The 21,834-nt window shown below is 65.5% G+C and carries 25 protein-coding genes; 6 read left to right on the top strand and 19 right to left on the bottom strand.

What is annotated here, in order from left to right:
- Nucleotides 1–11 precede the first annotated feature (11 nt).
- From parC to RXV95_RS04980, 5 genes are all read right to left on the bottom strand, one after another.
- Entirely contained in the window at nt 12–2,297 is a 2,286-nt protein-coding gene (gene parC / locus RXV95_RS05000; RefSeq protein ID WP_338467912.1) for a DNA topoisomerase IV subunit A, read from the bottom strand.
- A 355-nt stretch (nt 2,298–2,652) separates the two neighbouring features.
- On the bottom strand, nt 2,653–3,810 hold the full coding sequence (locus RXV95_RS04995) for an iron-containing alcohol dehydrogenase (protein WP_338467911.1): 1,158 nt from the start codon (nt 3,808–3,810) through the stop codon (nt 2,653–2,655).
- 42 nt (nt 3,811–3,852) lie between these two features.
- Complete coding sequence (locus RXV95_RS04990) at nt 3,853–4,185, bottom strand: 2Fe-2S iron-sulfur cluster-binding protein (RefSeq protein WP_338467910.1); 333 nt, start codon at nt 4,183–4,185, stop codon at nt 3,853–3,855.
- A 2-nt stretch (nt 4,186–4,187) separates the two neighbouring features.
- Nucleotides 4,188–5,267, bottom strand: a complete 1,080-nt coding sequence (locus tag RXV95_RS04985) for a cysteine desulfurase family protein (protein WP_338467909.1) — start codon at nt 5,265–5,267, stop codon at nt 4,188–4,190.
- Nucleotides 5,264–6,364, bottom strand: coding sequence for an aminotransferase class V-fold PLP-dependent enzyme (locus RXV95_RS04980; protein ID WP_338467908.1), 1,101 nt, complete (start codon nt 6,362–6,364; stop codon nt 5,264–5,266). Before RXV95_RS04980 ends, RXV95_RS04985 begins: the two co-directional genes overlap by 4 nt.
- 194 nt (nt 6,365–6,558) lie before the next feature.
- Here RXV95_RS04980 and RXV95_RS04975 point away from each other — a divergent pair, with 194 nt between their 5' ends.
- On the top strand, nt 6,559–7,215 hold the full coding sequence (locus RXV95_RS04975) for an alpha/beta hydrolase (protein ID WP_338467907.1): 657 nt from the start codon (nt 6,559–6,561) through the stop codon (nt 7,213–7,215).
- Nucleotides 7,216–7,238: 23 nt separating this feature from the next.
- On the opposite strand, the gene RXV95_RS04970 is transcribed toward RXV95_RS04975, so the two are convergent.
- The 8 genes from RXV95_RS04970 to RXV95_RS04935 form a co-directional block, all read right to left on the bottom strand.
- Entirely contained in the window at nt 7,239–7,439 is a 201-nt protein-coding gene (locus tag RXV95_RS04970; RefSeq protein WP_338467906.1) for a hypothetical protein, read from the bottom strand.
- 38 nt (nt 7,440–7,477) lie between these two features.
- Nucleotides 7,478–7,840, bottom strand: a complete 363-nt coding sequence (locus RXV95_RS04965; protein ID WP_338467905.1) for a hypothetical protein — start codon at nt 7,838–7,840, stop codon at nt 7,478–7,480.
- 197 nt (nt 7,841–8,037) lie between these two features.
- The gene (locus tag RXV95_RS04960) at nt 8,038–8,478 is read right to left on the bottom strand and encodes an SRPBCC domain-containing protein (RefSeq protein ID WP_338467904.1); all 441 of its coding nucleotides are present in this window, start codon (nt 8,476–8,478) and stop codon (nt 8,038–8,040) included.
- 1 nt (nt 8,479) lies between these two features.
- Nucleotides 8,480–8,959 carry a VOC family protein gene (locus tag RXV95_RS04955; RefSeq protein ID WP_338467903.1) on the bottom strand — a complete coding sequence of 160 codons (480 nt, stop codon included), beginning with the start codon at nt 8,957–8,959 and terminating at the stop codon, nt 8,480–8,482.
- A complete protein-coding gene (locus tag RXV95_RS04950; RefSeq protein WP_338467902.1) occupies nt 8,956–9,582 on the bottom strand; it encodes a glutathione S-transferase family protein in 627 nt (208 codons plus the stop codon). The genes RXV95_RS04955 and RXV95_RS04950 overlap by 4 nt, the downstream gene beginning before the upstream one ends.
- A 48-nt stretch (nt 9,583–9,630) precedes the next feature.
- The gene (locus RXV95_RS04945) at nt 9,631–10,410 is read right to left on the bottom strand and encodes a VOC family protein (RefSeq protein ID WP_338467901.1); all 780 of its coding nucleotides are present in this window, start codon (nt 10,408–10,410) and stop codon (nt 9,631–9,633) included.
- Nucleotides 10,411–10,517: 107 nt separating this feature from the next.
- On the bottom strand, nt 10,518–11,171 hold the full coding sequence (locus tag RXV95_RS04940) for a glutathione S-transferase family protein (RefSeq protein ID WP_338467900.1): 654 nt from the start codon (nt 11,169–11,171) through the stop codon (nt 10,518–10,520).
- A complete protein-coding gene (locus RXV95_RS04935; protein WP_338467899.1) occupies nt 11,155–11,802 on the bottom strand; it encodes a TetR/AcrR family transcriptional regulator in 648 nt (215 codons plus the stop codon). Before RXV95_RS04935 ends, RXV95_RS04940 begins: the two co-directional genes overlap by 17 nt.
- A gap of 275 nt (nt 11,803–12,077) precedes the next feature.
- Between RXV95_RS04935 and cobS the strand changes: the two genes are divergently transcribed.
- Complete coding sequence (cobS, locus tag RXV95_RS04930; protein ID WP_338467898.1) at nt 12,078–13,070, top strand: cobaltochelatase subunit CobS; 993 nt, start codon at nt 12,078–12,080, stop codon at nt 13,068–13,070.
- Between the two features lie 81 nt (nt 13,071–13,151).
- Here cobS and RXV95_RS04925 read toward each other — a convergent pair whose 3' ends face one another.
- The 4 genes from RXV95_RS04925 to fmt form a co-directional block, all read right to left on the bottom strand.
- Nucleotides 13,152–13,706 carry a ferritin-like domain-containing protein gene (locus RXV95_RS04925; protein WP_338467897.1) on the bottom strand — a complete coding sequence of 185 codons (555 nt, stop codon included), beginning with the start codon at nt 13,704–13,706 and terminating at the stop codon, nt 13,152–13,154.
- Between the two features lie 103 nt (nt 13,707–13,809).
- Nucleotides 13,810–14,919 (bottom strand): zinc-binding dehydrogenase, encoded by a 1,110-nt coding sequence (locus tag RXV95_RS04920; RefSeq protein ID WP_338467896.1) that lies wholly within the window; start codon nt 14,917–14,919, stop codon nt 13,810–13,812.
- Nucleotides 14,919–15,668, bottom strand: a complete 750-nt coding sequence (truA, locus tag RXV95_RS04915) for a tRNA pseudouridine(38-40) synthase TruA (protein WP_338467895.1) — start codon at nt 15,666–15,668, stop codon at nt 14,919–14,921. The genes RXV95_RS04920 and truA overlap by 1 nt, the downstream gene beginning before the upstream one ends.
- The gene (gene fmt, locus RXV95_RS04910; RefSeq protein ID WP_338467894.1) at nt 15,668–16,573 is read right to left on the bottom strand and encodes a methionyl-tRNA formyltransferase; all 906 of its coding nucleotides are present in this window, start codon (nt 16,571–16,573) and stop codon (nt 15,668–15,670) included. The genes truA and fmt overlap by 1 nt, the downstream gene beginning before the upstream one ends.
- A gap of 60 nt (nt 16,574–16,633) precedes the next feature.
- Between fmt and recR the strand changes: the two genes are divergently transcribed.
- The 4 genes from recR (at nt 16,634) to RXV95_RS04890 (ending at nt 20,458) form a co-directional block, all read left to right on the top strand.
- Nucleotides 16,634–17,230, top strand: coding sequence for a recombination mediator RecR (recR, locus tag RXV95_RS04905; protein ID WP_338467893.1), 597 nt, complete (start codon nt 16,634–16,636; stop codon nt 17,228–17,230).
- A 122-nt stretch (nt 17,231–17,352) separates the two neighbouring features.
- Nucleotides 17,353–17,919, top strand: a complete 567-nt coding sequence (def, locus tag RXV95_RS04900; RefSeq protein WP_338467892.1) for a peptide deformylase — start codon at nt 17,353–17,355, stop codon at nt 17,917–17,919.
- A 68-nt stretch (nt 17,920–17,987) separates the two neighbouring features.
- Nucleotides 17,988–19,463 (top strand): DNA recombination protein RmuC, encoded by a 1,476-nt coding sequence (rmuC, locus tag RXV95_RS04895; RefSeq protein WP_338467891.1) that lies wholly within the window; start codon nt 17,988–17,990, stop codon nt 19,461–19,463.
- A gap of 2 nt (nt 19,464–19,465) precedes the next feature.
- Complete coding sequence (locus RXV95_RS04890) at nt 19,466–20,458, top strand: hypothetical protein (protein WP_338467890.1); 993 nt, start codon at nt 19,466–19,468, stop codon at nt 20,456–20,458.
- Nucleotides 20,459–20,530: 72 nt separating this feature from the next.
- Here the strand turns inward: RXV95_RS04890 and RXV95_RS04885 are convergent, their stop codons facing one another.
- Nucleotides 20,531–20,932, bottom strand: coding sequence for an META domain-containing protein (locus RXV95_RS04885; RefSeq protein WP_338467889.1), 402 nt, complete (start codon nt 20,930–20,932; stop codon nt 20,531–20,533).
- A gap of 53 nt (nt 20,933–20,985) precedes the next feature.
- Nucleotides 20,986–21,795 (bottom strand): RNA methyltransferase, encoded by an 810-nt coding sequence (locus RXV95_RS04880; protein ID WP_338467888.1) that lies wholly within the window; start codon nt 21,793–21,795, stop codon nt 20,986–20,988.
- Between the last annotated feature and the right edge of the window lie 39 nt (nt 21,796–21,834).

Raw genomic sequence — 21,834 nt, 5'->3', positions numbered from 1 at the left:
ATCGTTTTTTGTCAGAACCGGTTATCGCGCGGAAAGCCGTTGGGGGGCAAGCGCCCCGCCGCGCCGCGCGCAACCTTCCACATATGCATTTCCGGCTCTGTCCGCGTGCGCCCGGTTTCGCCACCCATCTTCCAGCTGAGCCCGTCGGCCAGTGTGAAGGTGGTAACGTCGGACATGCCGCCGTCGCGATAGCGTTGCAGCGTCACGCCCTGCCCCTTGGCCATCACCGGCAGTTCGGACAACGCGAAGACCACCAGCTTGCGGTTTTCACCCACCACAGCCACGTGATCGTGCTCTGGCGCGATCTCACGCACCACGGCCAGTTTCACGCCGGGCTTGGTGGTAACGACCGCGCGCCCTTTTCGCGTTTCGGCCAGCAGTTCGTCGGCCTCTGCGGCGAACCCGCGCCCGGCCGAACTGGCCAGCAGCAATTGCGCCTTGGGCTTGTGCGGCATGATCGCGACGATGTGCGCATCGGCATCGATATCCACCATCGTGCGGATCGGCTCGCCAAAACCGCGCGCGCCGGGCAGCTTGTCCGCCCCCAGCGTATAGAAGCGCCCGTTGTCGCAGGCGACCAGCAGCTTGTCCGTGGTCTGCGCGTGGAACGCGAAAGCCGGGCCGTCCCCTTCCTTGAACTTGAACTCGCCATCCAGCGCGACGTGCCCCTTGGCCGCGCGAATCCAGCCGCGCTGCGAAAGGATCACCGTCACCGGCTCTCTCTCTATCATCGCGTCCATGCTGAATTCCACCGCGGGCTGCGCCTCTGCAATCGTGGTGCGGCGCGCGCCCAGCGCGGTATCCTCGGCATAGTCCTTGCGCAGCGCGGCCAGATCGCGCTTCAGCCGGGTGCGCTGTCGGGCGGGGCTTTCCAGCAGCTTGTTCAGATCGTCCTGCTCTTTCAGCAGATCGTCGCGCTCTTGCCGCAGTTCCATCTCTTCCAGCTTGCGCAAACTGCGCAGCCGCATGTTCAGGATCGCTTCGGCCTGCCGGTCGGTCAGCCCGAATTCGGCCATCATCACCGGCTTTGGTTCATCCTCTGTGCGGATAATCTCTATGATCCGGTCAAGGTTGAGGAAGGCGATGATATAGCCTTCCAGCAGTTCCAGCCGGTTTGCGATTTTATCCAGCCGGTGGCGCGTGCGGCGCAGCAGGATGTCTATCTGCGCGATGATCCATTCGCGCAGGATCAGCCGCACGCCCATCACCCCCGGCGTGCGCGTGGCGTCCAGCACGTTGAGGTTCAGCGAAAACCGGCTTTCAAGATCGGTCAGCTTGTAAAGGCTTTCCTTCAGCAGGTCAGGATCGACATTGCGGCTTTTGGGCACCAGCACGATGCGGAGCTGTTCATCGCTTTCGTCGCGCACGTCTTCCAGGATCGGCAGCTTCTTGTCGGCAATCGCCTGCGCGATCTGCTCTATCAGCTTGCCCTTCGGCACCATGTAGGGGATTTCGGAAACGACAAGCTGCCACTGGCCGCCGCCCAGCTTCTCGATCCCCGTTTCCTCCCACGCGCCATCATCGCCGCGCCCGGTGGAAAAGCGCCCGCGCACGCGCAGCGCGCCCTTGCCGGTTTCGTAAGCCGCGCTGATCGCTTCGGGGCTGTCGACAACAAGGCCGCCGGTGGGGAAATCCGGCCCCTTGAACACCTGCATGACCTCTTCATGCGTGGCGTTGGGGTTATCGACCAGCATCAGCGTGGCATCGATAATCTCGTGCACGTTGTGGCTGGGGATGGATGTTGCCATGCCCACCGCGATGCCGGTGGCGCCGTTGGCCAGCAGGTTGGGGAACAGGCCGGGAAATATCTCCGGCTCTTCCTCCTCTCCGTTGTAAGTGGGGATGAAATCGACCGTGCCTTCGTCCAGCCCGGCCATCAGTTGCATCGCCGTTTTGGTCAGCCGCGCTTCGGTGTACCGATAGGCGGCGGCGTTATCGCCATCGATATTGCCGAAGTTGCCCTGCCCTTCGACCAGTGGATAGCGCAGCGAAAAATCCTGCGCCAGCCGCACCATCGCATCGTAAACGCTGGCATCGCCATGCGGGTGGAACTTGCCGATCACATCGCCCACCACGCGCGCCGATTTCTTGAACGCGCCCGCCGGATCAAGCTTCAGCCCGCGCATTGCCCACAGCAGGCGGCGGTGGACCGGCTTCAACCCGTCACGCAGATCGGGCAGGCTGCGCGCGGTGATCGTGGACAGCGCATAGACAAGGTAACGCTCTGACAGCGCGGAATCGAACGGCGCGTCAACGATGGCGTCGAACGGATCGGGTTCCTGGGTATCGGTCGGCATCTTGGCCCTGCCCTAGCAATGCGCGCGCGCGCGGGGAATGGCGGAATGGCCGTGATCCACTGATGAATGGGGGTGGAAGCGGCCTCTACCTCCGTCATCCCAGCGAAAGCTGGGATCGCTCACGACAAGGCAAATCGGCAGCCACCCCGATTACAGGACACCACAACCCTACCAGCCCATTGCCGATAGCGAGCACCAAGTCGACAACGATCCCAGCTTTCGCTGGGATGACGGGTGGGGGTAGGCGAATGTCCACAATGAAGGGCGTGTCCGCACAGACAGCTTTTCTTCGCGTGTTCCGGCCAGCCGACATTCGTCAATCGCCAATACGTGCGCCCAGGCGCGACCAGCCCCCCTACCCGAACACCCCTTCATAAAGTCGCGCGATGTCTTCCGCGTCCGCTTCGCGCGGGTTGTTCGCCGGGCTGCCGGAAGCAATCGCCTGCGCGGCCATCGTCGGGATCAGGTCGAACCAGCGCGCCTTTGCAATGCCGTGGGCGCGGGGCGTCGGCACCGAAAGGTCGGCGTTCAGGGCGCCCAGTTCCTCCACCAGCCGCGCCACCGCCGACTGGTCGCCCTCCCCTTCGCGCGCAACGCCCATCGCGCGGGCGCAGGCGGCATAGCGTTGCGGGGCGGACGGGGCGGAAAAGGCGGTGACGGCGGGCAACAGCATCGCGTTTGAAAGCCCATGCGGCACATGGAAGAACGCGCCGATCGGGCGGCTCATGCCGTGCACCAGCGCCACGCTGGCGTTGGAAAAGGCAATCCCTGCATGGTGTGCGCCCACCATCATCGCCTCGCGCGCGGCGCGGTTGCCCGGATCGGCGCAAGCCGTGCGGATATTGGGCGCGATCAGCTTCATCGCAGAAAGCGCCATCGCGTCGGAAAACGGGTTCGCGCGCTTCGACACGTAAGCCTCAATCGCGTGGGTGAGCGAATCGATGCCGGTATCGGCGGTAAGCCGCGCGGGCTTTTCCAGCGTCAGTTCATAATCGACCACGGCAATGGTGGGCAGGAAGGCCAGCCCGGCGCAGAGCATCTTTTCATCGCTCACCTCGTCCGTGATGATCGTGAAGCGCGTTGCTTCCGATCCGGTGCCGGCGGTGGTCGGCACCGCGACGATGGGCAGGCCCGGCGTATCGGTGACGGCAGGCGCCTTCATCGTGGGGATGGGGCGCGGGGTGAGCGCCAGCGCGGCGATTGCCTTGGCGGTATCTATCGGGCTGCCGCCGCCAAAACCCAGCACGCAATCGCACCCGCTGTCGCGCAGCGCGGCAAGCGCGGCCTCCACCACCGCCACGGTGGGATCGGGAACGGTATCCGCAAAGACTTGCGCCGAAAGCCCGGCGGCGCGCAGCGGCTCCAACAGGCGGTCGAGATAGCCGTGTTCGACCAGGAAGCGGTCCGTCACCACGAAGGGCCGCGACAGACCGCACTGTTCCAATGCCTGCGGCAGTTCGGCCAGTGCGCCGCCGCCGATGCGGATCACGCGCGGCAGGTTAATCGCGGTCATGTCCTCTCCTTTTCGCGCCACCCCGGCCCGTCAGTACCAGCGCTATTCCCGCTGCATGTCGTTGCTTTCCGCCGGGATGCGCACTTCCAGCCCGTCGAGCTGCGCCGTCAGGTCTATCTGGCACGAAAGACGGCTGGTGCGGGTGACGCCTGCGGCAAGGTCGAGCATGTCTTCCTCGTCGTCACAGGCTTCGGGCAGCCTGTCGAACCAATCGGGTGCAACGATCACGTGGCAGGTGGAACAGGCCATCTGCCCTTCGCAGGTGCCTTCAAGCGGCATCCCCGCGTTCTGCGCGAGTTCAAGCAGTTGCTGTCCTTCCTCGCCCTGCGCCTCCACCCGCTCTCCCTTGTCGGTAATGAAGGTGACACGGACCATGCTCAAACTCCCTGCGCGTCGGCCGCGGCGAGGATCTGCGCGGCAGCTTCGTCAATCTGGTCCTCTCCGGTATAACGTCCGAACCCGATCCGGATCGCGGACTTCGCCTCGCGGTCTGTCAGGCCCAGCGCGCGAAGGACGTGGCTTGGACGCCCCGATCCGCTCGCGCACGCAGACCCCGCCGAGATGGCGATGTTGCGACAATCGGACATCAATCTTGCGACGTCCAGCCCTTCCTTCCGGATATTGCAATTGCCGCGCCAGCGCGCATCCGCGCTGCCGTTGAGCGTCCAGCCCGCGAAATGCGCGCGAAGCCGCGTCCACAGCTTTTCCACATACTGTGCATCGCTTTCCCACCGTTCCATGCACAGGGCTGCCGCCGCGCCGAACCCGGCGCAAAGCGCGGGGGACAGCGTGCCGGACCGCAAGCCGCCTTCCTGCCCGCCGCCGTGCTGGACGGGCGACAGATTCACCCCGTCGCGCACCCACAACGCGCCGATGCCCTTGGGGCCATACAGCTTGTGGGCGGAAAGCGCGATCAGGTCCGCCCCTTTCGGCGCTTCGATCTTGCCCGCGCCCTGAACCGCGTCGCACAGGAAAAGCGCGCCTGCCGCACGGGCGCGGTCCGCCAGCGCATCGACCGGCTGGACCGTGCCGATCTCGTTATTCACCTGCATCACCGCGACAAGCCCGGTGCCCGCGCGAATTTCCGCGTCTGGGGCGACCAGCCCGTCGCCATCCACCGGGATAACGCGCAGCGCGGGATCGGCGACGCGCGCGGTGTCGAGCACGGCGCCGTGCTCGATCGCCGAAACCGCCAGCCGCTTTGCGCCCGAACCAAGGATCGCAAGGTTCAACGCCTCGGTCGCGCCGCTGGTGAACACCACGCGGCCGCCCGGCGGCAGCAGCTTCGCCACCTGTTCGCGCGCAACCTCCACCGCCGCCATCGCCATGCGCCCCATCCGGTGCGCGCTGTGCGGGTTGCCGAACCCCGTGGTTTCCGGCCCGCCCAGCCAAGGCAGCATCGCCTCGCGCGCTTCAGGGGCGAGCGGCGTTGTCGCCTGGTAGTCGAGATAGATCATGCGGCCCTGGGTGCCATATCCAGCCAGGTCTCGCAAAACCGTTCGACCTCACGGCGGGTCGTGTTCCACCCGAAACTGATGCGGATCGTGCGCCCCGCGATGTCCGCGTCCAGCCCCATCGCATCGAGCACGTGGCTGCGCTTCATCGTCCCGCTTGAACACGCGCTGCCCTGGCTGACCGCGATGCCGGCAAGGTCGAACCGCATCAGTTGCGCGCTGCCGCCGATGCCCGGCATGGCGAGCGAGCGGATATACGGCGTGGGGTCGGACAACCGGTCTGCCAGCCAGCACCCGCCGCGCGCGCGCACTTCGTCCGCGAACCGGTCAAGCGGGGCAAGCGCATCGGGATCGACATAGGGCTGCGCGCAGGCCTCAAGCGCCGCCGCCATGCCCAGCGCGCCAGGCAGGTTTTCCGTCCCCCGGCGATAGCCGCGCTCATGCCCGCCGACGGGCCTGAGCAGGGCATAATCCTTCACCAGCAGCGCCCCGATGCCGATCGGCCCGCCGAACTTGTGGGCCGAAACGATGGCCATGTCCGCAAGCCGCGGCACCGCGAACTTGCCCGCGCCCTGAGCGCAGTCGACCAGCAGCAAGCCGCCCCTGCCGTGCGCCACTTCGGCAGCAAGGCCGATATCCTGGCGGTTGCCCGTTTCCGAATTGACGTGCTGGATCGCGGCCAGCGTGCGTTCCTCCACGCCGCCTTCGCCATCTTCCTGCCCGGACACCGCGCGATCCAGCGCCTGGAGATCGACCGCGCCATCGGCGCGCACCGCAACCTGCCGCGCGCCACGCGCGCGGGCAGGCCCAAGGATCGCATCGTGCTCCACCGCGCTGGCAGCCCGTCCGGGGAGGTTCGCGTTGTCGAACGCCAGTTGCGCGGCCTCGCTTGCACCGCTGGTGAAGATCACCTCCCCGTCCCATTCCAGCGCCGCCTTTACCCGCGCTCGCGCATCCTCGAGCGCGGCGCGCGCACGGCGGCCTTCGGCGTGCGGGCTGGACGGGTTGGCCCAGATGGAAAAGCCGTGATCCATCGCCGCTTTCGCTTCGGGGCGCAGCGGCGTGGTGGCGGCGTGATCGAGATAGATGCGGTCTGGCAAGGTCTTCGCTTATGGTCTGCGCATGGTTCCGGATGTTCGGAATGATTGCTTTCGCACGTTCCGTTTCTATATAGGCGGCTCTCCGAATTCACAGCCCCCGGCTGGTGGACGCATCCCCGCAGAAGGGAAGTCCCCGCCCCAGGGCCGGTTCGCACGATTTAGGCCCGCACGTTTCAGGAAAGCCACCAAGCACGATGCCCGCAGTCATCTTCCCCGGTCCCGAAGGTCGCCTCGAAGGCCGCTTCCAGCCCGCTTCGCGTCCGCGCGCGCCGGTTGCCATGATCCTCCACCCGCACCCGCAGGCGGGCGGCACGATGAACGACCGCATCACCCAGGCGCTCTACAAGGACTTCGTGGCGCGCGGTTTTGCCACCCTGCGCTTCAATTTCCGCGGCGTGGGCCGCAGCCAGGGCAGCTTCGACAACGGCATCGGCGAACTGTCCGACGCGGCCTCCGCGCTCGACTGGGTGCAGTCGATCCACCCCGAAGCACAGACCACGTGGGTGGCCGGATACAGCTTTGGCGCGCTGATCGGCATGCAGTTGCTGATGCGCCGCCCGGAAATCCGCGGCTTCATTTCCATCGCGCCGCCGGCCAACATGTACGATTTCAGCTTCCTGGCGCCCTGCCCCAGTTCGGGCATCATCATCCAGGGCGCGGGCGACACGGTCGTTGCGCCGTCCGCCGTGCAGAAGCTGGTCGACAAGCTGCGCACGCAGAAGCACATCACCATCCATCACGACGAAATTCCGCGCGCCAATCATTTCTTCGAGAACGAGATGGACGACCTGATGCGCTCTGTCGACAACTACCTCGACATGCGCCTCGCGCCCGATTCGCCGATCAAGTAAGGGGCGGGCGGTCGCCCTTGCGGCTACCGCCCTTCCACCTTGCTCAGCGGCGCATCGCCGCCCGTCGTCGGCAAGGTCCATATCCCGATATTCACCGCCAACACCAATGCGGCCACAACCATGAGCGCAGGGCGCTTGCGTTCGCCGCGCCGGAACAGATAGGCCGCGCCCAGAAGCAGGGCGATGCAGGCCAGCATCATCAGTGAAAGGGCGGCGTCCAGCATTCCCCGGCAGGCTTTTCGTCAGGTCCGTATCGACTGGCTCAGTTGCCGCCGAACAGGCCCTTGGCCATGCCCATCACGTCGTTGATCGGGTTGCCGTCGCCGTCCCGGTCAAGGAAGCCGCTCACCTTCTGCAGCGCGTCGGGGTGTTCGCCCAGCATCGAGGCGAACTGGCCCAGCGATCCTTCGCCGCCGATGTGGCCCATGATCTGTTGCAGGATGCCGGTATCCAGCCCGGTGTTCGCGGCGGCGACTTCCACCGTATCGCCCTTCGCCTGATGCCCCGCCGCCAGCGCGGCAATGGCGTTTTCCGCCTGGTCGGGATCGATTCCCACTTTCGCGGCCAGATTCTGGACGTCGACGTTGCCGGCCACCTGGCCAAGGATCTGGTCGAAAATGCTCATGTCCGCGATTCCTTCCTGCAAATATTCCCGGCCCGCGATCCTAGACCCGTCGGGCGACAGTTCCAACGCCCAACCGCACCAGGAGACAGGTAATTGATCCGGGCCGGGGCGTGACGCGGCGGCAGACGAGCGGCAATGCGCCGTTTATCGCGCCCCGGCCGATTTCCGTACGAAGCGCGACCGCCGTCCGCAACCAATCAGGGCGCTTCGCAAAGCGCCTTCAACTGGTCGGCCACCGCGCCCCAGCCGGGTTCGAATCCCATTTCGCGATGATGCGCCAGCGCCTCGGGCGTCCAGTGCCGCGCCCGGCCGGTATAGCGCGTTCCCGCTCCATCGGGCTCGATCTCCCAGATGCCTATCATGAACGGCCCCGAGGGTTGCAGGTCGTCCACGATCGCGTCGGTCATGGCGATACGGCGCCCCTCGTCCCAGGCCAGGATGAAGCCGGGATGGCGGTTTTCCTCCCCGTCCGGCCCGTGCATGACGACCAGCGAGCGGCCGCCCGGCGCGCGGTCCATCCGCTCTATCACCGCACGCCACGGCGCGGGGCACCACCATTCGCCCATGCGTTCGGTCATCACCTGCCACACCTTTTCGGGCGGCGCGGCGATATGGCGGGTTACGGTAAGTTCGTGCATGTCAGGCTCCCTTGCGTGCCGCTTCGATGGCGGCGATGTCGATGTTCTTCATCGTCATCATCGCTTCGAACACGCGCTTGCACACGGCAGGGTCCGGGTCAGCCATGCCCTGCGTCAGCGCGCGGGGCGTGATCTGCCAGGAAAGGCCCCACTTGTCCTTGCACCATCCGCAGGCGCTTTCCTCTCCGCCGTTGCCGACGATAGCGCTCCAGTACCGGTCCGTTTCTTCCTGCGTATCGGTCGCCACCTGGAACGAGAATGCCTGCGTATGCGGAAACGCGGGGCCGCCGTTCAGGCCGATGCACCCGATGCCGAGCACGGTGAATTCCACCGTAAGCACCTGCCCCGCATGGCCGCCGGGAAAATCGGCGGGTGCGCGGTGCACCGCGTCCACCGAACTTTCCGGGAAGGTCGCGGCATAGAAGCGCGCGGCATCTTGCGCGGTCCCGTCATACCACAGGCAAAGCGTTACACCGGTCATTTGCGGCTCTCCCCGATCAGCTTGCTGTCGATTGCCTTGGCCGCCTTGTAGGCCTGCCGCGCCTGGCAACGCTCTGCATATGCGACGAATTCGGGCTCTGGCGGGATGGAACCGAAGTTCAGTCCCCAGTCGATCGCGCTGCCGACATAGACATCGGCCATGGTGAAGCGCCCGCCGCAAACCCAGTCGTGTTCCATGAAGTGGCTGCCTATGGCGTTCATCGTCCGCGCCATCGATCCGAATCCGACCATGCCTTCGCGCTCTGGCGGAACGGTCCAGCCCATCGACCGCGCGACGATCGCCTGTTCCAGCGGCCCCGCCGCGAAGAACATCCAGCGATAATAGTCCGCCATTTCCTCGTCCGAGGGGGCGAGCCCAGCCTCCGGGTGCATTTCGGCAAGATAGGCGCAGATCGCCGCCGCTTCCGTCACCACGCGGTCACCCCATTCGGCGTGGTGGACGATGGTGGGCACCTTGCCCATCGGGTTCGCCTCTATCAGCCCGGCGGGCCTGTCCGCCCAGTCGACCAGCACCTGCTCGTAATCGACCTCCGCCTCGTGCAGCGCCCATCGCGCGATCTGCCCGCGCGACATGGGGTTGGTGTAGAAGGTGTATTCGGCCACGGCGACTCTCCCTTCGCGTTTGGAACATATATAGAACGAATAATGCAATCAACCGCGCGGGCCAACCAGTCCGAATGCCGCGCCCTGCGGGTCCGCTGCGTGGACGGTGAACTCGCCGCCGGGGATCTGCTCGACCGGGCCGAGCAGCTTGCCGCCCGCCGGCCCGACCGCCGTCACCGCCCGGTCGATATCGTCGACGCCGATATAGAAGCCCCATGCGCTGGCCGGCACATGCGGCAGCTTGCGCATGATCGCGCCGATGCCCACGCCGTCCTGCTGGATGAACATGTAATCGCCCAGATCGCCCATCGGCATCGCGCCTTCCTGGGTCCAGCCGAAATGCCCGGTATAGAACGCGACCGAAGCGGCAGGATCGGTGCTTTGCAGTTCGTTCCAGCGCACGTGCTGGGGCCGGTCGACAGAGAACACGTCGCTTTGCGCATCGGGCCGGCCTTCGGGCGGGACCGGCGTCATCGCATAGAACGTCGCGCCCTGCGGATCGGCGATCATCGCCATGCGGCCGACGGGCATATCCACGGCGGGCATATGCACGCTGCCGCCGTCGGCCACGGTCGCGGCGACAAGCGCATCGACGTCCGCGGTGTAGAGATATCCCAGCCAGCCGGGCCGTGCGCCGCCGTCGCGCATTGCGTCGGTCAGGCGCAACACGCCGCCAGCATGGCCACCGTCCGATCGCACGATCATGCGGTAATCCATCTCTCCGGCGGGTTCCGCCTCGATCTCCCAGCCGACCACCGCGCGATAAAACGCGCGCGCCGCCTGCGGATCGGTGGTCATCAATTCGTACCAGATGAAGCCGTCAGCCATTGTCCTGCTCCTTTATGTCGGGCCTGTCGGCAGATCGCCGGCAGATCGTGCGGGGGTTCGGCGTCCAACTCTCGCCAATGGTCCGATTTGCGAACGCGATACGCCCGTCAGGCCGGGTCCGGGGACAGGTCCGCAAGGTGCGCGTCAAGCGCGCGGCGGAAGGCGGGGCGCGCTTCCCCGCGCCGGACATAGGCAACGACATTGTCCGGCGCATGCTCCAGCGCCAGATCGCTGCGCAGCGTCGCCACCATCATCAGGTCACCCACGGTAAAGCGATCCTCAAGCCATTCGCTGTCGCCCAGCCAGTCGCCCAGCCGGGCAAGGCGGCCGCGCAGAAACTCGCCAAACGCGCGCGACGCGCCCGGCGACCATGGCTCGTCCGCATGGAACGCCGTGGCGACGACATGGCCCATCACCGGAACGTCCATCGAATTGAGCGCCGCGAACAGCCAGGCGATGGCCCGCCCGCGCCCCACCTCGTCACGCGGCAACAGGGCTTCGGATCGTTCGGCGATGTGCAGCGCGATTGCGCCGCACTCGAACAGTTGCAGCGCGCCTTCCCGATAGAACGGAACCTGCCCCCAGGGCTGTTCGCGATAATATTCGGCGGGCCGCTCTCCGGTAAGCAGGCGCGTGCGATAGGAAAGGCCCGCTTCCTCCAGCGCCCATCTCACGCGCAGATCCCGCACCTGTCCGCGCGCGAAATCGGGCACCCAGCCAAAGGCCGTCACTTCTATCGCAGCATCAGGATTCATCGGCATCTGAAGTCTCCTGTTTGAAGAGCATTTCGAAATAGCGCCTGAGGTGGCCAAGCTGTTCGCGCGCGACATCGGCCGCGATGCGTTCCCCGCGCGACTTGGCGAGCACGAAGGCGCCCTGGATCACGACCTGCACGAACTGCGCCAGGCTGGACGCGGTAACGCCCTCCACGCCTCGCGCGGCAAGCGCCGCCGCGATATCGTCTTCCAGCGCGCGGGCATTGCCCAGGATGCTGGCTTCGCAGGCGATACGGATTGCGTCGCTGGACCCGAACGCCTCTTGCACCATCGTTCCGGCAACGCACGAAAACGCCTCTGGCGGGCCGTCCAGCAAGGCGATGCGCAAGTCGATATAGCCAAGCACGCGGTCGACCGGATCGGGCAGCGCGTGGAACGGCGCATCGGCGAAGAAGGCCCCGGTGCTTTCGGACCAATAGTCCGCCAGGGCCACGCCCAGTGCTTCCTTGCTGGGGAAATGGTGGAAGAACGCGCCCTTGGTAACCCCCGCATCGGTGCACAGCTGATCGACCGACGTCGCGGCGAACCCGTTTGCGCGCACCAGCTTTATTCCTGCTTCGAGCAGCTTGCCGCGCGCGTTTTGCGGAGGGGAACGGAAGGGGCGATTCGGAATCATGGCCGCAACATACCAACCGGTTGGTATGTGTCCAGCGCCGGCACCGACGCACGGTCTCCACTCGTTTCCTTTCAGAGGCGGTCTGGCGAAAGGCGCGCCGTCAGGGGCGTGGCGGCACCGGCGCACCGGGCCACTCAATCGCGCGCATTGCCGACGAAGGGCGACAGCGCAACGCAGCAAACCTTCCGCAACGGGCATTCTCCCGGCCGGCAAATCGCAATCTGTTGGCCAAGGATATTGCAGCAGGCGCTACATCCCTATAGGCGACGGGGGCGATGACCGAGATATCCAACATCAAGACCGACAATTCCGAAGGCACCGTCCTGACCGCGCCCGACCGCGAGGTTGACGTGCGCGAGACCTTCGGGATCGATATCGACATGAAGGTGCCTGCCTTCAGCGCGCCGGACGAGCGGACGCCCGACATCGACGAGACATACGTCTTCGATCCGGACACCACGCTGGCGATCCTGGCGGGCTTTGCGTTCAACCGCCGCGTGATCGTGCAAGGCTATCACGGCACCGGCAAGTCGACCCACATCGAGCAGGTCGCGGCGCGGCTCAACTGGCCCTGCGTGCGCATCAACCTGGATGCCCACATCAGCCGTATCGACCTTGTCGGCCGTGATGCGATCGTGCTGCGCGACGGCTTGCAGGTCACCGAATTCCGCGAAGGCCTGCTGCCCTGGGCATTGCAGCACCCGGTGGCGCTGGTGTTCGACGAATACGACGCGGGGCGGCCCGACGTGATGTTCGTGATCCAGCGCGTGCTGGAAACCGAAGGCAAGCTGACGCTGCTCGACCAGAACCGCGTAATCCGCCCGAACCCCTATTTCCGCCTGTTCGCCACCGCCAACACGGTGGGCCTCGGCGATACCAGCGGGCTTTATCACGGTACGCAGGCGATCAACCAGGCGCAGATGGACCGCTGGAACATCATCGTCGGCCTCAATTACCTGCCCGGCGCGGTGGAGAGCGAGATCGTGCACAAGAAGGTGCCGGGCATGGACGAAAAGACCATTGCCGACATGGTGCGCGTGGCCGACCTGACCCGGCAAGGCTTCATGGGCGGCGATATCTCCACGGTGATGAGCCCGCGCACGGTCATCACCTGGGCGCAGAACGCGGAAATCTTCAAGGACGTGGGTTTCGCCTTCCGCCTCTCGTTCCTCAACAAGTGCGACGAGAGCGAACGCATGCTGGTGGCCGAATACTACCAGCGGGTGTTCAACAAGGATTTGCCGGAAAGCGTCGCCCACAAGGCGTAACGCATTATCGCACTGCAAATGCAAAACGGCGCCCCCGCATGGGAGGCGCCGTTTTTCGTTCATGCGGGGCCTGGTCGTGGATCAGTCGCCCTGCCAGCCTTCCAGCAGGTCGCGGAATTCGTCGGCGTGGTCTTCTTCCATCGCCAGGATGCCTTCCAGCATCGTGCGCGTGGTGGGATCGCGGTCCGCCACATAGGCGATCAGTTCCTTGTAGGCTTCCACCGCGATACGCTCTGCAACAAGGTTTTCCTTCACCATGTCCTTCAGCGAGTTGCCTTCGCGGTATTCGGCATGGCTCCGGCCGGTAAACGTCGCGGGATCGAGGTCGGGCTCTCCGCCCAGTTGCACGATGCGTTCGGCCAACTGGCCCGCATGGCCCTGTTCTTCCTGAGCGTGGGCCAGGAAATGCGCCTTGATCGGCTCAGACACCATACCGTCCGCCATGTAGTAGTGGCGCATATAGCGCATCACGCAAACCCACTCGGTCGCCAGCGCCTTGTTCAGCTGTTCTACGATCACTTCGCGGTCCTTGGGATAGGACGAGGTGACCGGGCCTTGCTCTATGTCCTTGCGCGCATTTTCGCGCAGCGTGCGGGTATCTGTAAATTTCGCTTCGGGTTCGGCGATGGTCGCCATCGGCAATGCTCCTGTCCGTGATTGCAAGGGCAGGCGCGTGCGGCGGGGGCCGCGGACGCGCCCTTCCTCCTTACAATGGACAAGAGCCGGTTTTGCTCCCGCGTCAGGCGGGGACGACCAGGTACTTCTCGCCGGTGTTCATCGCGGCGTAGTCGATCGCCGCGTCCTTTTCGAGCATGCCCTCAAGGCTGACCTCGGCCTTGTAGTGGCTGGCGAAGGTGGTTGTCAGGTTGTCCAGAACGCGCTGGCGCATGCGCTGCATCGTTTCCATTCCGGCATTGGCAAGGAACGGCGTGAGCAGCCATCCGGCAAGCGTCCAGCCAAAGCCGTATGCGGGCGTCAGGATGGTCGGCCCAAGGTCCAGACGGCCGTAGATGTACATCTTCTTCTGCTGGTTGGAGCCATAGCGGTTATAGTCCTTCATCTTCGACACGGCGACCTGCTCCATCGCCTTGAAGACCGAATCGACCATCGTGCCGCCGCCGATCGGATCGAAGCCGTAAAACGCGTCGGTCGCGTCGATCGCTTCGCGAAGCTGCTTCATGAAGTCCGGGTCGGACGAGTTGACCACGTATTTCGCGCCCATCCCCCGCAGCAGTTCGGCCTGTTCGGCCTTGCGCACGATGTTGACCAGTTCGATCCCGTCTTCCTGGCAGATGCGCAGCAGCATCTGGCCAAGATTGGAAGCCGCCGCCGAATGGACGATAGCCTTCTGGCCTTCCATCTTCGCGTTCTCGACAAAGCCGAGCGATGTCATCGGGTTGACGAAAGCCGAAGCGCCGTCGCGCGCGGAAATGTCGCCCAGCGGCAGGCACATCATCGCATCGGCAATCGCGTATTCGGAATAGGCATGGCCCGGAACGCAGGCGACGCGCTGGCCGACCAGTGCCTGCGCCGCCGGCGAATCGCCCGCCGCAATCACCGTGCCCGCACCTTCGTTGCCCACCGGCAGGCGCTGGCCGTGGCGGCCCTTCGCCCCGCTGGCGAAAGGTTCGGGCATTTTCGCGACGACCTTGCCCGGCGAATAGGTCGCGTTCTTCAGGTCCGCAGGCCCGAACAGCAGCGCAAGGTCCGAAGGGTTGATCGGCGCGGCCTCCATCTTCACCAGCACCTGGTTGCCGGTGGGATCGGGGAACGTGGATTCGGCCACTTCGACGGTCAGCGTGCCGTCCGCTTCCAGCGTCGTGAAGATCTGCTTGCCCGTGGTGGTCATCACTCTTCTCCCGGATATGTTGCTTTTACGAAGTACAGCCCTTCGGGTGGGGCATTAAGTCCCAATTTGCAACGGTCTTTTGCGGCGAGCGCATCGGCAAGGTCCGCGCGCGTCCAGCGCCCCTCTCCCACCAGTGACAGGCACCCGACCATGGAGCGGACCTGATGGTGCAGGAAGCTGCGCGCCGCCGCACGTATGATAACGTGATCGCCCTCGCGCCGCACGTCCAGCCGGTCGAGCGTCTTGACCGGGCTTTGCGCCTGGCAATGGACGGAGCGGAACGTGGTGAAATCATGCAGGCCGACAAGTTCCTGCGCGGCTTCGTGCATCGCGCCTGCGTCCAGTTCGCGCGCGATCCTCCACGCGCGCCCCGCCTCCAGCGCCAGCGGCGCCCGGCGGTTGGCGATGCGGTATTGGTAAGACCGGCCGATGCACGAAAAGCGGGCGTGCCAGTCATCGGGCACGATCCGGCAATCGAGCACGGCGATGGGCTGCGGCTTGAGCTTTGCGTTCAGCGCCTCGCCCATGCGGAACGGATCGAAATCGCGCGACAGATCGAAATGCGCGCGCATCGCCAGCGCGTGAACGCCGGTATCGGTGCGCCCGGCGGCGTGGAGCGTAACCTTTTCGCCCGTCACTTCGAACGCCGCATCTTCCACCGATTGCTGCACAGACGGCCCGTGCGCCTGCCGTTGCAGCCCCATGTAGGGACCGCCGTCGAATTCGATGGTGAGCGCGAAACGGGGCATCAGCCGAGCCGCGTTCCCGCCGGTATCGCGCGCCCGCGCAGCAAAGACGGCGTATCCATCGCCGGGCGGCCCGCGCGCTGCACCATGATCGGGCGGATCGCGCCTTCTCCGCACGCGATGGTCAGCGCATCGTCGAGCGTAGTGCCCGGCTGCCCCGCGCCTTCGACCACCGAAGCCGCCAGCACGCGATAGCGTTCCCCCTCAAGCTCAAAAAATGCCCCCGGCGCGGGCGCGAAAGCGCGGACCTGCCGTTCCACCTCCACCGCCGCCCGCGTGAAATCCAGCCGGCTTTCCGCCTTGTCGATCTTCTTCGCATAGGTAACGCCGTCCTCGCCTTGCGGAACGGGGTGGAAGCGTTCGTGTTCGGCCAGCACGCCTTCCATCAGCCGCGCGCCGATTTCCGCCAGTTCTTCGGTCAGTTCGCCCGCCGTCTTGCCTTCCACCGGCACGGCGGCTTTCGCCAGCATCGGCCCTGTATCCAGCCCCGCTTCCATCTGCATGATGGTAACGCCGGTTGTCACATCGCCCGCCAGGATCGCGCGCTGCACCGGCGCCGCCCCGCGCCAGCGCGGCAAGAGGCTGGCGTGGACGTTCAGGCAGCCAAGGCGCGGCGCATCGAGCACGGCTTGCGGCAGGATCAGGCCATAAGCGGCGACCACCGCGACATCTGCCTTGAGCGCGGCGAATGCGGCCTGTTCCTCCACTCCTTTCAGCGACAGGGGATGGCGCACCTCTATCCCGCGTGCTTCGGCCGCAAGCTGCACCGCAGAAGGCTGCAGCTTCTTGCCCCGCCCCGCCCGGCGCGGCGGCTGGGTATAGGCGGCCACCACATCGTGCCCGCCATCGGCCAGCGCCAGAAGCGCCGGAACGGCAAAGCCGGGGGTTCCCATGAAGATCACGCGCATTCCTGGTCTTTTCCCATTCCGGTCTTTCCGATCACGCTGCGCGGCCCTATCTCCCGCACCATGGCATCGCAAGAGATCGAGGCACTCAGTTCCGCGCTCGCCCGCCTGCCGGGGCTTGGCCCCCGCTCGGCGCGGCGTGCGGTGCTGTGGTTGATCAAACGGCGCGAAACGTCGCTGGTGCAACTGGTGGAAGCACTGGCGCAAGTGCGCGATACGCTGGTCGAATGCTCCACCTGCGGCAACGTCGACACGTCGAACCCCTGCGGCGTCTGCGCCGATCCGCGCCGCGACCAGCGCAGCATCTGCGTGGTGGAAGACGTGGCGGACCTGTGGGCGCTTGACCGCGCAAGGCTGTTCACCGGGCGCTATCACGTGCTGGGCGGTCGGCTTTCCGCGCTGGACGGCGTAACGCCAGAAGACCTGACCATCGCCAGCCTGCTTGACCGGATCGGCGCGGGCGGGATCGACGAAGTGGTGCTGGCGATGAACGCCACGCTGGAGGGGCAGACCACCGCGCACTATATCGCCGAACGGCTCGAAGGCATGCCCGTGCGCGTGACGCAACTCGCGCATGGCCTGCCGGTGGGTGGCGAGCTGGATTATCTGGACGAGGGCACACTGGCGCAGGCGCTGCGCGCCAGAAGGCCGGTGGGTTAAGCCGGCACGTTTGCCCACCCCGCAAGCGTGACGCGCCGGGCGTGGGCAAACGATCACGCTGATCGCAATTCCCGCGCGCACGATTCCTTGCGAACCGCTCTCATCGCGCTTATCTGCAAGGCATGGCTATTCGCGAGATCCTTGAAGTTCCCGACCCGCGCCTGAAGGCGGTGTCCGAACCCGTGACCACGTTCGATGACGAGCTCAGGACGCTCGTCGACGATATGTTCGAGACGATGTACGAAGCCCCCGGCATCGGCCTCGCCGCCATTCAGGTGGGCGTGCCGCTGCGCGTTCTGGTGATCGATCTCCAGCCCGACGATCCCGACGCGGAGCCCGAAGTGTGCAACCATGGCGGGCACGAACACACCCACCAGCCCACGAAAAAGGAACCGCGGCTCTTCATCAACCCCGAGATTCTCGACCCGTCGGACGAACATTCGGTCTATAACGAAGGCTGCCTTTCGGTGCCCGAGATCTATGCCGAAGTCGAACGCCCGGCCCGCTGCCGCGTGCGCTGGCAGGATCTGGACGGCAAGACGCACGAGGAAGACCTGGAAGGGCTGATGGCCACGTGCCTGCAGCACGAGATGGACCACCTCGAAGGCATCCTGTTCATCGACCACCTGTCCCGCCTGAAGCGCAACATGGCGCTGAAGAAGCTGGACAAGCTGCGCAAGGCGGCGTGAGGCAACTGGCCGGGGGATATTCCCGATCCCCTCTGGCGTTCCCGTTGCGTTCCGCATAGGATCGCACGATGGACCCTACACTTCTTGCCATCCTCACGCTTGTCACCGGGCTTGTCGTCGGCCTGCTGCTCGGCTTCTATTTCGCCTCGCGTCCCGTCGCCGAATGGCGTGCGCGTCATGCGGAGCGCGATGCGGAGGCAAAGGCGCTGGACGAAAGGTTCCGCCAGGCGATTACCGACCTTGCCGGTGCCAGCGAACGCGCGAAACAGGCCGACGCACTGGCGGAAACGCTGGACGCCGCACGGCGCGATCATGCCCAGGCGGTTGAAACGCTGCAACGCGAACAGCGCCAGCTTTCGACCGAACTGGCAACGCTGCGCGAAAAGGCGGCGAACTTCGACGAACAGAAGCGGCTTTTGATCGAAGCGCAGGAATCGCTGCGCAAGGAGTTCGAGCTGACCGGATCGAAAGTGCTCGGCAAGGCGCAGGAAGAATTCCTGAAATCGGCGGGCGAACGCTTCGGCAATTCGGAAAAGGCGAACAAGGAAGCGGTCGCCTCGCTGTTGAAGCCCGTCAACGAGAGGCTGAAAAGCTACGAGGAACAGGTTGCCGCGCTGGAAGCGAAGCGCGTCGATTCGTTCGGTGAACTGAAAGGCGTGATCGAACAGATGCGCGCCGGGCAGGAACAGGTGAAGGCCGAAGCCGCGCGGCTGGGCAACGCGCTTACCAATGCACCCAAGGCGCGCGGCCGCTGGGGCGAACGCGCGTTGCAGAACCTGCTGGAACAGTGCGGCCTGTCCGAACACACGGATTTCATTACCGAACATTCGATCGATACGGAGGACGGCAGGCTGCGGCCCGATGCGATCGTCCGCATTCCGGGCGGCAAGGTGCTGGTGATCGATGCCAAGGTATCGCTCAACGCGTATCAGGAAGCCTTCGAGGCGAACGACGACGCAACGCGCGATGCCGCACTGAAAGCGCACGTCGCATCCATGCGCACCCATGTGCAGGCGCTGGGCGCCAAATCGTACCAGAGCCAGTTCGACGATGCGCCGGATTACGTCGTGATGTTCGTGCCGGGCGAACACTTCGTGGCCGCCGCGCTCGAACACGATCCGGAGCTTTGGGATTATGCGTTCCGCAACAAGGTGCTGCTGGCAACGCCCACCAACCTTGTCGCCATTGCCCGCACCGTGGCGCAGGTATGGCGGCAGGATGCGCTGGCGCAGGAAGCGCGCGCGATCGGCGAACTGGCCGGTGAACTGTATGACCGTATCGCCACGGCAGGCGAACACCTGAAGCGCGTGGGATCGGGCCTGGGATCGGCGGTCAACAACTACAACAAGTTCGTCGGAAGCTTCGAACGCAACGTGATGTCGAGCGCGCGCCGGTTGAAAGACAAGGGCATAGAAATCGGCAAGCGCGAAGTTGAGGATATCGACGAGATCGAAGCTGTTCCGCGCCACGCGGAAGCCCTAACGGAACAGTCGGCGCTACCGGACGTTGAAGCCACGAACGGGGATTCGGCACAAAAGGGGTAGGCATGGCAATATCGGCTCGGCTGCTGGCGACCTCCACGATGCTGGCCCTTGCCGTTTGCTCCCTCACCGGATGCCAGCGCGAGGCCCATGGCGCAAGGCAGGCAGAGGCGCGGCTCACGGCCGAGGCACCTGCCGCCGCCGAGGCGCCTGCCCCGCCGCCGCCGGCCGCAGTCGCCCCGCCTCCGGTTCCGCCCCTTCCGGTCCCTTCGCCGGCGCCCTCTCCCGCGCTCATCGTCCCGGTGCGCGCCACGCCTTCGGCCTCGCCAAACGAACCCGCTCGCGAGATTGCGATAGACGCGCCTGCCGCACTGCCAACGCTTTCGCTTTCCACGCCGCATCCATCCCCGGCACCCGCCGCGTCTCAGGCCCCCGCCCCGACATCCCCCGCTACGAGCGGTGCCGGTCCGAAGCCGGTCGCGGAAAAACGCTTCGCCCCGCGCAACGATTGCGCATCGCTGCCCGGATGGAGCGCCTTCCACGAACGGCTGGCAAAAGCCGTTGCCGAAAAGGACGCGGATGCCTTCGCCCGGCTGGCCCGGCCAGAGGTCAAGCTGGACTATGGCGGCGGATCGGGCCGCGCGGAACTGCGCAAACGGCTTTCCGATCGCAGGCGCGGGCTGTGGAGCCAGCTTTCGCGCATCATGCCGCTCGGCTGTGCGGTGGCGGACGGGATCGTGGCGATGCCGTGGTATTTCTGGAACCTGCCGACCGGAATCGATCCCTATGATACGATGCTGGTCACGGGCGAGGCGGTGCCGCTGCGCGCAAAACCCGATGCCGATGCGCGCACGCTTGCCACGCTCGACTGGCCGATGGTTGCCGTGCCGGGCGGCAAGTTCGATTCGACGGCGAAGTACACCCCGGTGCGCACCCGCGCCGGAAAGCAGGACGGCTATGTGCTGACCGCGAAACTGCGCAGCGTGCTGGATTACAGGCTGATCGCCGAACGCCGCGACGGAACGTGGCAGATCACCGCCTTCGTCACCGGGGACTGAACGGGCTGGGGACTGAACGGGCCGGGAATTGAACGCGCTGCCGCGCGTCAGGCGCGGATCACGAAACGCCCGTCAGGATTTCTTGCGCAGGTCGAGCGTGTGGCCGCCCGAATCCAGTTGCAGCCTGTCACCATCATGGCTGACGATCGGCGCGGCGGCCAGCAGGGCGTTTACCGCCTGCTCTTGCGCGCCAACTTCCCCATCGCAGAACTTGCGCGTCGATATCAGCGGCCCGGCGATCAGCCGGTTATCGTCCACGCGGTATTTCCCGCCAATCGCATTGCAGCCGACACTGGCCGAAAGCCGGTCGCCTTCGAAACGCACGTGCGCCGCATCGGGTTTTGCGGGCGCCTGGCCATCGATCTGCGTGATTTGCCAGGCCGTGCCCGCCAGCGACCACCCCGGAGAGCGCGCGGTGGTGCATCCGCCAAGGGCGGCAATAGCGACAAGCAGCAGGGCAGCCGGCATCTTCATGATGCACCGCACAATAGCGCACAAGGCTTTGCGCTTCCTGAACGGCGCGCGCGTTATCCCCGGTTTTCGAGGGTCGCCAGCACCTCGTAGGCAAGCACCGCGCCGGCGACGGCGGCGTTCAGGCTGTCCGCCCGCCCGCGCATCGGCATCGTCACGCGCAAGTCGCACGCCATTTCGTATTCCTCCGGCAATCCGCGCGATTCGTTGCCGACCATCACGAAGCACGGGGCCGCATAGGGCGCGCCGCGATAGGGTTGCGCATCGCGCAGGGAAGCGGCGACAAGCTGCCCTTCTCCCCCGCGCAACCACGGCAGGAATTCATCCCAGCGCGCCTGCGCGATCCCTTGCGTGAACACCGCGCCCATGCTGGCGCGCACCGCTTCCACCGAAAAGGGATCGGCGCAATCGTCGATCAGGATCAACCCGCCCGCGCCCACGGCATCGCCCGTACGCAGCATCGTGCCAAGGTTGCCCGGATCGCGCAGCGCATGCGCGACCAGCCAGATCGGCGCGGCAGAACGGTCAATGCGGTCCAGTCGCGTGTCGAATTCGGCGAAAACGCCGGCAACGGCCTGCGGATTGTCCTTGCCCGTCACCTTGGCAAGGATTTCGCCCGGAAGCTCTATCACTTCGCCGCCCGCGCCTTCCACCGCCTGTTCCAGCGCATCCAGCAAGGGGTGCGGATCGCGCCCTTCCGCCATCAGCAGCATTTTGGGCAGCCGCCCGCATTCGCGCGCGTCGGTCAACAGGCGCAGGCCTTCGGCAAGGAACTTGCCCTCGCGCTTGCGATGCTTCTTTTCGCGCAATGACCGCACGAACTTGACGGTGGGATTGGAGAATCCGGTGATGTGACGGCGGGGCATTGGCTTGCTGCGGTCCAGGGCTAGGTAACGTCCGGCGGC

This window comes from Novosphingobium sp. ZN18A2, from assembly GCF_036784765.1.
GTDB lineage: Bacteria > Pseudomonadota > Alphaproteobacteria > Sphingomonadales > Sphingomonadaceae > Novosphingobium.
This window is presented reverse-complemented; position numbering and strand designations above follow the sequence as displayed.

Coding starts and splice junctions, on each gene's coding strand:
- parC (WP_338467912.1), bottom strand. CDS start 2,297: ATGCCGACCGATACCCAGGAACCCGATCCGTTCGACGCCATCGTTGAC.
- RXV95_RS04995 (WP_338467911.1), bottom strand. CDS start 3,810: ATGACCGCGATTAACCTGCCGCGCGTGATCCGCATCGGCGGCGGCGCA.
- RXV95_RS04990 (WP_338467910.1), bottom strand. CDS start 4,185: ATGGTCCGTGTCACCTTCATTACCGACAAGGGAGAGCGGGTGGAGGCG.
- RXV95_RS04985 (WP_338467909.1), bottom strand. CDS start 5,267: ATGATCTATCTCGACTACCAGGCGACAACGCCGCTCGCCCCTGAAGCG.
- RXV95_RS04975 (WP_338467907.1), top strand. CDS start 6,559: ATGCCCGCAGTCATCTTCCCCGGTCCCGAAGGTCGCCTCGAAGGCCGC.
- RXV95_RS04970 (WP_338467906.1), bottom strand. CDS start 7,439: ATGCTGGACGCCGCCCTTTCACTGATGATGCTGGCCTGCATCGCCCTG.
- RXV95_RS04965 (WP_338467905.1), bottom strand. CDS start 7,840: ATGAGCATTTTCGACCAGATCCTTGGCCAGGTGGCCGGCAACGTCGAC.
- RXV95_RS04960 (WP_338467904.1), bottom strand. CDS start 8,478: ATGCACGAACTTACCGTAACCCGCCATATCGCCGCGCCGCCCGAAAAG.
- RXV95_RS04955 (WP_338467903.1), bottom strand. CDS start 8,959: ATGACCGGTGTAACGCTTTGCCTGTGGTATGACGGGACCGCGCAAGAT.
- RXV95_RS04945 (WP_338467901.1), bottom strand. CDS start 10,410: ATGGCTGACGGCTTCATCTGGTACGAATTGATGACCACCGATCCGCAG.
- RXV95_RS04940 (WP_338467900.1), bottom strand. CDS start 11,171: ATGCCGATGAATCCTGATGCTGCGATAGAAGTGACGGCCTTTGGCTGG.
- RXV95_RS04935 (WP_338467899.1), bottom strand. CDS start 11,802: ATGATTCCGAATCGCCCCTTCCGTTCCCCTCCGCAAAACGCGCGCGGC.
- cobS (WP_338467898.1), top strand. CDS start 12,078: ATGACCGAGATATCCAACATCAAGACCGACAATTCCGAAGGCACCGTC.
- RXV95_RS04925 (WP_338467897.1), bottom strand. CDS start 13,706: ATGGCGACCATCGCCGAACCCGAAGCGAAATTTACAGATACCCGCACG.
- RXV95_RS04920 (WP_338467896.1), bottom strand. CDS start 14,919: ATGACCACCACGGGCAAGCAGATCTTCACGACGCTGGAAGCGGACGGC.
- truA (WP_338467895.1), bottom strand. CDS start 15,668: ATGCCCCGTTTCGCGCTCACCATCGAATTCGACGGCGGTCCCTACATG.
- fmt (WP_338467894.1), bottom strand. CDS start 16,573: ATGCGCGTGATCTTCATGGGAACCCCCGGCTTTGCCGTTCCGGCGCTT.
- recR (WP_338467893.1), top strand. CDS start 16,634: ATGGCATCGCAAGAGATCGAGGCACTCAGTTCCGCGCTCGCCCGCCTG.
- def (WP_338467892.1), top strand. CDS start 17,353: ATGGCTATTCGCGAGATCCTTGAAGTTCCCGACCCGCGCCTGAAGGCG.
- rmuC (WP_338467891.1), top strand. CDS start 17,988: ATGGACCCTACACTTCTTGCCATCCTCACGCTTGTCACCGGGCTTGTC.
- RXV95_RS04890 (WP_338467890.1), top strand. CDS start 19,466: ATGGCAATATCGGCTCGGCTGCTGGCGACCTCCACGATGCTGGCCCTT.
- RXV95_RS04885 (WP_338467889.1), bottom strand. CDS start 20,932: ATGAAGATGCCGGCTGCCCTGCTGCTTGTCGCTATTGCCGCCCTTGGC.
- RXV95_RS04880 (WP_338467888.1), bottom strand. CDS start 21,795: ATGCCCCGCCGTCACATCACCGGATTCTCCAATCCCACCGTCAAGTTC.